Origin of the sequence: Exobacillus caeni, assembly GCF_005747095.1 — a bacterium.
GTDB lineage: Bacteria > Bacillota > Bacilli > Bacillales > Guptibacillaceae > Exobacillus > Exobacillus caeni.
In genome coordinates this window covers 23,504-34,888 of the sequence record NZ_SWLG01000028.1, presented here as the reverse complement: position 1 = coordinate 34,888, position 11,385 = coordinate 23,504, and the positions used below count along the sequence as shown (strand labels likewise).

The 11,385-nt window shown below is 41.1% G+C and carries 14 protein-coding genes; 1 reads left to right on the top strand and 13 read right to left on the bottom strand.

Features of this window, described 5'->3' with window-relative positions; genetic code table 11:
• Positions 1 to 106: 106 nt before the first annotated feature.
• The 6 genes from dnaB to FCL54_RS24195 form a co-directional block, all read right to left on the bottom strand.
• Positions 107 to 1,468, bottom strand: coding sequence for a replicative DNA helicase (gene dnaB / locus FCL54_RS22160; protein ID WP_138129442.1), 1,362 nt, complete (start codon positions 1,466 to 1,468; stop codon positions 107 to 109).
• Positions 1,469 to 1,517: 49 nt separating this feature from the next.
• On the bottom strand, positions 1,518 to 1,964 hold the full coding sequence (gene rplI / locus FCL54_RS22155) for a 50S ribosomal protein L9 (protein ID WP_138129440.1): 447 nt from the start codon (positions 1,962 to 1,964) through the stop codon (positions 1,518 to 1,520).
• Complete coding sequence (locus FCL54_RS22150; RefSeq protein WP_138129438.1) at positions 1,961 to 3,934, bottom strand: DHH family phosphoesterase; 1,974 nt, start codon at positions 3,932 to 3,934, stop codon at positions 1,961 to 1,963. Before FCL54_RS22150 ends, rplI begins: the two co-directional genes overlap by 4 nt.
• A gap of 15 nt (positions 3,935 to 3,949) precedes the next feature.
• Positions 3,950 to 4,876 (bottom strand): YybS family protein, encoded by a 927-nt coding sequence (locus tag FCL54_RS22145; protein ID WP_138129436.1) that lies wholly within the window; start codon positions 4,874 to 4,876, stop codon positions 3,950 to 3,952.
• Positions 4,877 to 5,127: 251 nt separating this feature from the next.
• A complete protein-coding gene (locus FCL54_RS22140) occupies positions 5,128 to 5,424 on the bottom strand; it encodes an HPr family phosphocarrier protein (protein ID WP_171016977.1) in 297 nt (98 codons plus the stop codon).
• A 160-nt stretch (positions 5,425 to 5,584) separates the two neighbouring features.
• Positions 5,585 to 5,722 (bottom strand): hypothetical protein, encoded by a 138-nt coding sequence (locus FCL54_RS24195; protein ID WP_171016976.1) that lies wholly within the window; start codon positions 5,720 to 5,722, stop codon positions 5,585 to 5,587.
• 555 nt (positions 5,723 to 6,277) lie between these two features.
• Between FCL54_RS24195 and FCL54_RS24190 the strand changes: the two genes are divergently transcribed.
• Entirely contained in the window at positions 6,278 to 6,424 is a 147-nt protein-coding gene (locus FCL54_RS24190) for a hypothetical protein (RefSeq protein ID WP_171016975.1), read from the top strand.
• A 33-nt stretch (positions 6,425 to 6,457) separates the two neighbouring features.
• Here the strand turns inward: FCL54_RS24190 and rpsR are convergent, their stop codons facing one another.
• The 7 genes from rpsR to FCL54_RS22105 form a co-directional block, all read right to left on the bottom strand.
• Positions 6,458 to 6,691, bottom strand: coding sequence for a 30S ribosomal protein S18 (gene rpsR, locus FCL54_RS22135; protein WP_138129432.1), 234 nt, complete (start codon positions 6,689 to 6,691; stop codon positions 6,458 to 6,460).
• Positions 6,692 to 6,745: 54 nt separating this feature from the next.
• The gene (gene ssb, locus FCL54_RS22130) at positions 6,746 to 7,246 is read right to left on the bottom strand and encodes a single-stranded DNA-binding protein (protein ID WP_138129430.1); all 501 of its coding nucleotides are present in this window, start codon (positions 7,244 to 7,246) and stop codon (positions 6,746 to 6,748) included.
• A gap of 30 nt (positions 7,247 to 7,276) precedes the next feature.
• Positions 7,277 to 7,582 (bottom strand): 30S ribosomal protein S6, encoded by a 306-nt coding sequence (gene rpsF / locus FCL54_RS22125; RefSeq protein WP_138129428.1) that lies wholly within the window; start codon positions 7,580 to 7,582, stop codon positions 7,277 to 7,279.
• Between the two features lie 129 nt (positions 7,583 to 7,711).
• Positions 7,712 to 8,812 (bottom strand): redox-regulated ATPase YchF, encoded by a 1,101-nt coding sequence (ychF, locus tag FCL54_RS22120; RefSeq protein WP_138129426.1) that lies wholly within the window; start codon positions 8,810 to 8,812, stop codon positions 7,712 to 7,714.
• 368 nt (positions 8,813 to 9,180) lie between these two features.
• Complete coding sequence (locus FCL54_RS22115) at positions 9,181 to 9,378, bottom strand: DUF951 domain-containing protein (RefSeq protein WP_138129424.1); 198 nt, start codon at positions 9,376 to 9,378, stop codon at positions 9,181 to 9,183.
• 32 nt (positions 9,379 to 9,410) lie between these two features.
• Positions 9,411 to 10,307 (bottom strand): mechanosensitive ion channel family protein, encoded by an 897-nt coding sequence (locus FCL54_RS22110; RefSeq protein WP_138129423.1) that lies wholly within the window; start codon positions 10,305 to 10,307, stop codon positions 9,411 to 9,413.
• Between the two features lie 24 nt (positions 10,308 to 10,331).
• Positions 10,332 to 11,354 carry a YkvI family membrane protein gene (locus tag FCL54_RS22105; protein WP_138129421.1) on the bottom strand — a complete coding sequence of 341 codons (1,023 nt, stop codon included), beginning with the start codon at positions 11,352 to 11,354 and terminating at the stop codon, positions 10,332 to 10,334.
• Between the last annotated feature and the right edge of the window lie 31 nt (positions 11,355 to 11,385).

Sequence of the window (11,385 nt, the reverse complement as noted above, 5' to 3'; positions counted from 1 at the left end):
TGACAAGTTTTATTTTAAATTCCTCACTATATTTGGCCATAAAAACACCCCCGAAAGTTAGATTTATTACTCTAACTTTCGGGGGTCGGTACCTGATGGACTCTTTTTATGCTCCAGGCGGCATCTCACTTTCATCGTGGCGCCGCTCCAGGTTAACGAATTTATTAAACTCTTTTACAAATGCTAGTTCGACAGTTCCAACCGGACCGTTACGCTGCTTCGCAATAATGATTTCTATAATGTTCTTCGCTTCACTTTCTTTATCGTAATAGTCATCACGGTATAGGAATGCAACGATATCGGCATCCTGCTCAATACTTCCCGATTCACGGATGTCGGACATCATCGGGCGCTTGTCCTGCCGTGATTCTACACCACGTGACAGCTGTGACAGGGAAATAACAGGAACCTCAAGCTCCCTTGCGATCCCTTTTAGGGAACGGGAAATCTCGGAAACCTCCTGCTGGCGACTTTCCGTGCTTCCGTTTCCTCGAATAAGCTGCATATAGTCAATCAAAATCATGCCAAGCCCTTTTTCCTGTTTTAATCTCCGGCACTTTGCCCGTATATCATTAACTCTTATTCCTGGTGTGTCGTCGATATAGATTCCTGCATTGGATAAGGAGCCCATCGCCATCGTAAGCTTCTGCCAATCTTCAGGAGTAAGCCTTCCTGTTCTTAAACGCTGGGCATCGATGTTGCCTTCAGCGCACAGCATACGCATTACAAGCTGGTCGGCTCCCATCTCAAGGCTGAAAATCGCGACATTTTCATCCGTTTTTGTTGCTACGTTCTGAGCAATATTCAAAGCAAACGCCGTCTTACCAACCGAAGGACGGGCCGCTACTATGATAAGGTCATTTCGCTGAAAGCCAGCCGTCATCCGGTCGAGCTCAGAGAAACCCGTCGGAATGCCGGTAACTTCCCCCTGGTTGTTTACTAACATTTCAATGTTATCGTAGGTTTGAACAAGCACATCCTTAATCGAGATAAAGGCGCCGGTGTTTTTCCGCTGTGCCACTTCCATAATCGACTTTTCAGCTTCGGAAAGAAGGGTTTCTACTTCATCTTCTTTCGTGTAACCATCAGTAGCAATTTCTGTTGCAGTTCTGATCAGGCGCCTTAAAATCGATTTTTCTTCGACAATTTTGCTGTAATACTCGATGTTTGCCGCTGTCGGGACAGCATTTGCAACATCACTTAAATAGGAAACCCCTCCGATTTCCTCCAATAGCTTTCGGTCTTGCAGTTCTGATGTTACCGTAACAAGGTCAATCGGCTCCCCCTTTTCAGAAAGCTCAACCATCACCTGGAAAATCCTCTGGTGGGATGCCCGGTAAAAATCTTCAGGCTGGAGAATTTCAGTTGCCGAGGTCAATGCATCTGGCTCTAAAAAGATCGCACCGATAACGGCTTGTTCTGCTTCTATATTAGACGGTGGTGTTCGATCAGCAAATATATCACTCATGTTTTGTTCCCCCTGAGTTTAATGTTTCGCTGGTCCAACCGCTCATTCGTTATTTGCCTTCAACGACGTGAACTTTAACTGTTGCTGTAACTTCTGGATGTAATTTGATTGGAACATTCGTATAACCCAGTGAACGGATCGGTTCAGCTAATTCTATTTTTCTCTTATCGATTTTAATTTTTTTCTTTTTCAAAGCTTCCGCAATATTTTTGCTTGTTACAGATCCGAAAAGGCGGCCGCCTTCCCCGGACTTTTGAGGAATGTTAACTTCAAGGCTCTCAATTTCCTCTTTTAATTTTTTTGCTTCGTTCAGTTCTTCTTCAGCTTTCTTATCATCGCTGCGCTTTTTGGCTTCAAGCGTTTTTACATTTCCCTTATTCGCTTCTACAGCAAGGTTGTTCGGCAGCAAGTGGTTTCTTGCATACCCATCAGCAACGTTCTTTACTTCCCCTTTTTTTCCTTTTCCTTTAACATCTTGAAGAAAAATTACTTTCATGCTTCTTTTCCCCCTTCTAAATACTCATCAATGGTCCCTTTTAGCATATTTTCTGCTTCTTCTATTGTAGCATCTTCTATCTGAGTAGCAGCATTTGTTAAATGTCCGCCTCCATGGAGTCCTTCCATGATCAGCTGAACATTAACTTCACCAAGGGAACGGGCACTAATGCTGATTTTCCCGTCTTTCCGTTTTGAGATCACGAACGAGGCAACCACTCCGCTCATAGAAAGGAGCGTATCTGCAGCCTGAGCAATCATCACCTGGTCGTATGCTTCTGTTGGATCTCCTTTTGCTATGCAAATACCACTTTTATATATCCTGGCATTTTCAATGATTTTAGAACGGCGAATGTACTGCCTTATATCTTCACGCAAAAATTCCTGTACTAATATCGTATCCGCTCCATGGGCCCGCAGGTATGATGCAGCATCAAAGGTTCTTGAGCCTGTGCGAAGCGTAAAGCTTTTTGTATCCACAATGATTCCGGCTAACAAAGCTGTTGCTTCTAAAATATCCATTTTCAAACGCTTCGGCTGGTATTCGAACAGCTCTGTGACTAGTTCGGCGGTAGAGGATGCATAAGGTTCCATATAAACAAGCACAGGATCCTCTATAAATTCTTCAGCCCTTCTATGATGGTCGATCACGACTACACGATCAAGCTTATTCAGCAGCCTATCATCCATAACGAGAGAAGGTTTATGGGTATCTACCACAACAAGCAGCGTGTTGTGGGTGCTGTTTTCAAGTGCATCGTCTGGATCGATAAACCTTGCCCATAGATGCTCGTTTTGTTGAACCTGTTCAATTAGCTTTGTTACACCGGTTGTCTTTTGGTTCTGATCAAAAACGACGAACCCTTCTTTTCCATTTGCCTGAGCAACTTTTAAAATCCCAATGGCTGCACCGATGGAATCCATGTCAGGATGGGCATGTCCCATAATCATCACCTGGTCGCTATCAAGGACTAACTCACGAAGCGCATGGGAAATCACTCTGGCTCTTACCCTTGTTCTTTTTTCGATTGGGTTTGTTTTTCCGCCATAAAACTTTACTTTTCCATTCATCTGCTTTATTGCGACCTGGTCTCCGCCTCGTCCAAGTGCAAGATCCAGGCTTGACTGTGCCAACTGCCCTAATTCTGGAAGCGATGCATGTCCGCTTCCGACACCGATGCTTAATGTCAACGGCACGTTCTCTTTGGATGTCATATCACGAACTTCATCCAGTACAGAGAACTTTGTTTTTTCTAATTCTGATAAAGTAGCCTGGTTGAAAACAGCAAAAAACCGTTCTGAAGAACTTCGTTTAAGGAAAATTCCATTTTCCTCCGCCCATCTGTTTAACATCGATGTCACCTGGCTGTTAATGTTGCTTCGAACCTGGTCACCAAGCCCCTGTGTCACCTCATCATAATTGTCTAGAAAAATGAAAGCTAACACAGTCTGCTCATCACGGTACTGTTTTTCAAGCTCAACTTTTTCACTTACATCAAAAAAGTATAACAATCTTTCTTCCTGTTTAAAATGCACCAGGTATTTCCTTTTATTGATAGGGATAATCTCCCGATCGGCTTCCGCCTTTATAAAAGGAATAATTTTGTCCGAAATAAAGTTCAGCGACTGTCCGATTAACGGCTCTTCACCAATAACGTGAGGCATATACGGATTGGTCCATTCCACTCTGCAATCTTCATCATATAAAATGATTCCAATGGGCATCTCCATCAGCGCTTCATCGCCCACTTTTCGAACACGATGGGAAAGAGTAGATAAATAACCTTTCACATCTTCTTGAAAAGCTGACTCAGCCCTAACTGCATTGTAAACAAGCAGTGTCATGATCACGACACTGGCTATTCCCAGAATCCAATTATAATACGCTATGATTCCAATAAAGAGAATGGAGATGACAAACAGGGCTATCACATGATAACCATGCCACCGTTTTGTCAAAAACTCTGGCATATTTTCAGCTCCTAGTTAAGTTTTCATCCGCTTTCTTAAATTAAATCCTAAGTCAATTATACCTAATATAACAACAAGGGAAACAAAGATTAAAGCAAATACTGAGAGGATGACAGGAACAATCTTTGGCCAATTCTTAGCATAACTAAAGTAAAAAATAACGGCCAGTCCCTGAACAGCTATAAAAACCTGAAGAAGATAATAAAGGTTTATTGTTGCAATATATACCATCGACCCTTCTTCAAGCCCTGCCATCATTAAAATCGTAACACCTAAATAATACCACAAAAAGCTCTTCGGAAATGTCCACTCACGGAATGGCTTCCACTCTGGAGGCTGGAACCTAAAACGCCTCAACACAGCAGTGGCAATGATTTGAGAGATTAAAGCCAGCACAATTCCCATCAGAACAAAAAAAGTAGGAGCTAAATATTGAATTAATCTAGTCATATCCAGCATCATGTTCATTTGTTCTGTATTATTTTGCCCAAGCATTTTTGAAATCGATGCAGCCTGTCGAATCGACTCTTCCATCAATTTCTGGCCTTCATTAAGCGGGTTTATATCAAAAAATAAAACACTTGCAATAAAAACAACAACGACATTCGCAATATAAGTTAAGCTTCCGCCAAGAAGGATTAAAAATGCAGGCTTTCTTTTGCTATATAGATATCCTGTGACAAGTCCCCCGGTACCAAACATGATTGTTCCTGGCAAAGAAATAATTCCGCCTACGATCATAGTGAGCGCTAATGTAACAAACCAGAGGAAAATTCCACTGTTAATGCCCCGGCGAACAACCATTAAAATAAATGGAAGAGGAAGCAGCCATAATGTTAACGTACCAAGTACCGGAATGTACAGGGTAATAACCAGGAACACGGCATAGATCGCTGCCAGTACTGCCCCTTCCGTCAATTGCCTTAATCGATCATTTCTCACTTCTAACCATCCTTACCGTTCAATTTCATAATTTTTTCTATAACAAAGCCCTGGAATTCTTCCGCCTTTGAATGGTTTTATTTTGCTTATCTTACTATTTTATGAGTTTCTTAGCCTAACAGCAAATGTTTCATTAGTTTGAATTTAATTTATTTTTACGGTAAAGAGAATTTGATCTTCATTCAGTAAATATGTAAATCGGATGAAAAAACATAAAGAACCCCCGCCGACTGGCGAGGTTGCAATATGGTTTATGAAAATGTTAGGTTGCCTGGGACTTTTGCTTCCGTTCCTTCTAGCTTTTCCGTCAGAGAATTTATAGCTTCCTTTGCGTCTGAACCTTCAGCTACTAGAAGAACTGAATTTTGAGATTTAATCGTCAAATAGAAGGAAATTAAATTCGTTAGTTTTTTGCCATCGATATGCTGGCCATTTTTATAAATTAAAATATTGCTTTTAAATGTTTTTGCTTTTTTAACAAAGCTTGTTAACTGATTAATTGTGAACTCATTTGAAATGGTTATGTTCTGTGATTCAATCTTTTTCATTTTTCGTTCCTCCCTGGTTATGTCTGTTCCGTTATTGTTATGGTTTCTATTTACCTCGGATGAAGCAGCCATAAACATGGAAGTTATTCCCAAGCGGGAAATTATGTGCCAACAGGGTTAAAACTTTAAAAAAGAGAAACGAAAGACGTTCCTCTTTACATTAACTCTTTGATCCCGGTCCGTATTTAGGCCGGTTATGGTTGCTTCTTGTATATTCTTCCTCTACATCCGGCAGGCTTTCCGTCGGAGTATTATTGTTTGTTATTGCAGCATTTCGCTGCCCTTTTCTTTTTCTCATGTTTTGATGCCTCCCTGGAGTATTTCATTAACTATTGTGCAACGCTCGTCCTCTAACCATAACCGGTAAATTTTAACGTCTAAACCTGAATGGAATTAACACTGCACTATTGCCAATACTAAAATGGAAAAGTTCCTTTCTAAAAGATTGTTGTTTTTGATGTTTTCAAGGTACTTCTGAGAAAGAGTTGATTGAAGTGGAAAGTAAGACACCTTGTGTATAAAAGATATCAGGAACTCGCTTGAGGAGTGTGGAAACTCAGGCACTGCATGATGCCTGGAATTCCAGGATTAGGAATTATAGGTCATTGAATCCTCTATTTGTGAAAATATCCTGCTTTTGAAAATATTAAGGCCATATGTTCCGCTATTTGCTCAATAGCGAATCAAAACAGGCGTTTTACCGGTAAATAGCGGCACCAATGTCCTATAAATTTTTAAAAATGGCCTTTTATTAAAAATAGCGGGTCTGGTGACCTCAAAATAATTGCTGGTAATGACATCCCTTTATTAAACAGTAAAAGAAAACAGTCAATAAAAAGTGAGGCAGGCAATCATGAAAAACAACGAAGAAAAACAAATCATACAACAAGTTCATAATCCTTTTACGGGAAAGATGATGAAAGCAAACACTTATTCTGGAAAAGAACTAATGTGGGAAAAGGGAGAAAAAGATCCTTTTAAGGCCGAAAAAGGCACATAAAAAACAGCAGGCTGATAACCTGCTGTTTCTCTATTATTCACCGCTTGCATATGGAAGCAATGCCATTTGACGAGCGCGTTTGATCGCTCTAGTCAATTGACGTTGGTATTTAGCGCTTGTTCCTGTTACACGGCGAGGAAGAATTTTCCCACGCTCAGAAACGAAACGTCTTAGTAGATCAACATCTTTGTAGTCGATGTAAGTGATTTTGTTTACTGTGAAGAAACAAACCTTACGACGACGTCCTCTGCGTCCTTGACGTGCCATGATTTTCCCTCCTTCTTATTATTTGCTGTTTATAACCGTTAAAAAACAGCTTTATTAGAATGGTAAATCGTCGTCAGAAATATCGATAGGTTTTCCGTCACTTGCGAATGGATCGTCATCGAAGTTGGAAAAATCGGATTTTCTGCCTTGATTTTGATTTCGATTTTGGTTTTGGCCCTGATAATCGTTGTTGTCTCTTGAAGGACCTCCGAAATTGCCGCCTCCTTGTCCGCCGTTCTTAGGCTCAAGGAATTGAACACTTTCAGCCATAACTTCAGTTACAAAAACCTTTTGTCCCTGATTATTTTCATATGAGCGTGTTTGCACACGGCCATCCACGCCTGCAAGGCTTCCTTTTTTCAGGAAATTGGCAGCATTTTCAGCCTGTCTGCGCCACACGACAATATTGATGAAGTCCGCTTCACGGTCACCCTGTTGATTCGTAAACGGGCGGTTGACCGCCAGAGTGAAGTTAGCTACAGCAACACCATTCGGGGTATAACGCAGCTCCGGATCTCTTGTTAAACGTCCTACGAGAACAACGCGATTAAGCATCAGAACCCCTCCCATTAATAATTATATCTATTATTTATTGTTGATTTTTTCATCTTCAAGGTTAACAACCATGAAACGTAGAACATCGTCGTTAATCTTCATAAGACGACTGAATTCTTCAATCGCTTCGTTGTTACTGTTGATGTTAAGAACCATGTAGATTCCACTGTTGAAATCGTTGATTTCGTAAGCAAGACGGCGTTTGCCCATCTCTTTTGTTTCATTAATCTCCGCACCATTGTCAGTTAAGATACCGTTAAAACGCTCAACTAGCGCTTTTTGAGCATCCTCCTCAATGTTTGGACGGATAATGTACATGATTTCGTAGTTACGCATTCCGTTCACCTCCTTTTGGTCTAACGGCCCCTGTCCAAAACAGGAGCAAGGAGTAATTGTAGTTTATTACCTAATTACTCACAGATAAAGATTATACCAAAACTATTATAAAAAAACAAGTCCTATCAATTAAACGTTAAAACGGAAATGGATTACATCGCCGTCTTGAACGACGTAGTCTTTTCCTTCCAGGCGAACTTTCCCTTTTTCTTTTGCAGCTGCCATGGAACCAGCTTCCATCAAATCTTCATAAGCAACAATTTCTGCGCGGATAAAACCTCTTTCAAAATCAGTATGGATAATTCCCGCAGCCTGTGGTGCTTTCATTCCCTGGCGGAACGTCCATGCTCTGACTTCCTGAACACCCGCCGTAAAATAAGTAGCTAGGCCAAGCAGCTTATATGCGGCACGGATCAGCTTGTCAAGCCCTGGCTCCTCGATACCGATTTCTTCTAAGAACGCTTTCTTCTCTTCTCCATCAAGCTCAGCGATTTCGGATTCGATTTTAGCACAAATTACGATAACTTCCGCATTTTCTTCAGCAGCATATTCTCGTACACGCTGCACGTACTCGTTTCCAGCAGGATCGAGCAGATCATCTTCACTAACGTTGGCTACATATAAAACAGGTTTCATCGTTAATAAATGAAGGCCGTGGATAATTTTCTTCTCATCCTCGGTTAAATCAAGGCTTCTTGCAGATTTTTCTGCTTCAAGCACTTCCTTCACCTTTTTCAACACTTCAAATTCTGCCAGAGATGCTTTGTCTTTTTGCTTTGCCATCTTTTCAACACGCTGAATGCGCTTGTCCACGGTTTCAAGGTCAGCAAGAACTAACTCAAGGTTAATCGTTTCAATGTCTTCAATCGGATCTACTTTACCTGAAACGTGGGTGATGTTTTCATCTTCAAAGCAGCGAACAACATGTGAGATAGCATCAACCTGGCGAATATGGGACAAGAATTTGTTTCCAAGCCCTTCGCCTTTGCTCGCTCCCTTTACGATTCCAGCGATATCAGTGAATTCGAAAGCTGTTGGGACGGTTTTCTTCGGGTTAACAAGCTCTGTCAGCTTGTAAAGGCGTTCATCGGGAACTTCTACGATTCCGACGTTGGGGTCGATTGTACAGAACGGGTAGTTCGCAGATTCAGCTCCCGCCTGTGTGATTGCATTGAATAAAGTGGATTTCCCTACGTTAGGAAGTCCTACTATACCGGTGGTTAAAGCCATCTCGGTCACTCCTTCAGTTTATATCGTTAAGTAATCTTAGGAAATTATTTAGAAGTTAGCATTTTTACTCTCCCGCGGCCCTTATTCATTTAAAACTTTTAACATGCGAGCATGACAAAGCTTTTAAATGAATAAGAATCTATCTTTTTAGGGGGGATCAAAGGTATGTCGCTTTGTAGTTCCAATTTTTAAATCACAAAAATTCCCTGGAGATTATTAATCATAGCCTAGTTTAAAACGGACACAGTCCTTCCCAATTATAGTAAGTAAGGGGGGAAAAGACAAGCGTTTTAGGGGACAGGGCACCGATTTGTGATCGGTGTAGGAGAAGTTAATTTAAAAAGCCGCCTTATGGCGACTTAATTTGCTTACTCTTCATGCTTGACGAGTACTTTTTTCAGTTTCCGGGAAAACTCTTTTCTCGGCATCATGACGCTATGTTCACACCCCAGGCATTTAATACGAATATCAGCTCCCATACGTATAATTTGCCATTCATTTGTTCCGCAGGGATGTGCTTTTTTCATTTCGACGACATCTTTTAATCCAAATTCTTTTTCAACCACCTGTATTCCTCCTGACCCGGTATGATAGAAAACTACTCACTTGCTTTGCTGATTTCTTTATTCCCATTTTCATCCCGCTGATACATTACAAGCCGTGGGAATGGTATTTCGATTCCAAGTTCATCTAAACGAAGCTTTACTGCTTTTCTGATCAAACGTCCGATTTTCCAATGTGCCATCGGAGTAACTTCCGCCGTGATTCTCATTACCACTTCAGAAGCACCAAGCGTTTGGACACCAAGGTACTCAGGCTTTGCGACCATCTCTTCATGCTTTTCGTACAGTTCATCAAGGAGCTTCACAACCGCTTCTTCTGCTTCTGGAATATTTTCTTCATAGGCAATGCTAATATCTACAACTGCCACACTGTTATGAACAGAAAAGTTCGTAACCTCTGCTATACTTCCATTCGGTATAATATGAAGCTCTCCTGTCCAGCTTTTTATTTTTGTAATCCGAACCCCGATCTCTTCCACAAAACCTTCAAAACTTGAAATTTTTACATAGTCGCCTACTGAAAATTGCTTTTCAAAAATAATGAAAAATCCGGAAATGATATCGCGAACAAGGTTTTGCGCACCGAACCCGACAGCAAGCCCGACGACTCCAGCACCAGCGATCAAGGTTCTGACATCAACACCAAGCTCACTTAGAACCATAATAAACGCAATAAAGTAAACTGCATACGTAAACACATTTTCAATCAAACGGATCAATGTGGCTTCACGGCGTTCTTCAAGCCGGAGAGGACTTCTTAGCCGAAAGTGAAAAATTCGGTTCAACATTGATTTGCCGATTTTTATAAAAAGCCATGTTCCTATGACAATGGCAATAATTTTTAAAGCTGAAAAGGATAAATCAACCCAGAGCTCTGTGTTAGCAAGATAATCGTCATACATTTTTGCCCAGAGCCGGTTTAGCTTCCCCATCCAATCCCTCCTAAACGTCAATCTCTATGATATCAAATCATACCTTCTCAAGAGGGGGAAAATCAAGATAGAAGCTAAAATATAAAGGTTAAGAACGCCATATAAAGGGTATAGGAAAGCGACTAACGTTGAAAAACCAAAACTAGTAAAAGGCAGCATCGAAGCGACAATAAACAACGCTGTCATCCAGAGCGGCAAACGGAACATGTTTCTAAAACGTGCGGTTAATCCAAAAACGCCACTCACAGCTGTCGTATAGATCGCTGCCCATAAGAGTACGGACATCACAATAACCATGTAGTATGATGAATTTTTCAATATAGCAAAGAGCGGTATCTCATAAACAATTAATTCATGGGCCACCTGTATAAGGGACTGGTTATATAAAAAGGAGATCGCACCAAGAATCAATCCGCTTCCGAGACTCGCGATCCATATCTCTCCTTCGTTCTTTATTTCGTGTCCAATTGCTGAAAGAACTGCCACAAGCGGCAAAATATTTAATGCGGTAAATGTAAAGGCTGAGGGCCAGTTCGCCTGATGCTGCCAATCGATAAAAAAGGATTCCTGATGATGCGAAATAAAACCTCCGAGGACCAGGAGCAGAAGGAAGATTAACATTGGCAAAATAAAGGCATTCATGTTCAGCATCCCATTTATATCCCAGAAAAATAGGATCACCACCAGAAATGCCAACACACCTATACCGATCCAGTACGGAAAGTGCAATACTTCGATGGTTGCTCCACCACCGGCGAACATGACTACCGTTGTAGTAAACAAGTACAAAATAATGAGCAAATCGTATAAAGAAGTTAGCTTTTTTCCGACAAGCATTTCTAAGATCGGCAAATAATGAACAGATTTCTTTTGAAAGCTTATTTTCATTATTACAAAGCAAGAAATGCTAAACAAAACGGTAAATAAAACAATAGCCAGTACACTTTCCTGGCCGAAAAATTGCCAGAGTTCTCTTCCGGAAGCATAACCGGCGCCAATCATCGTTCCCATGATTAAAAACAACCATTTTAATCCGCCCTGCCACATGCTCTCTCCTCCTTATTGATCATCCAGGTTA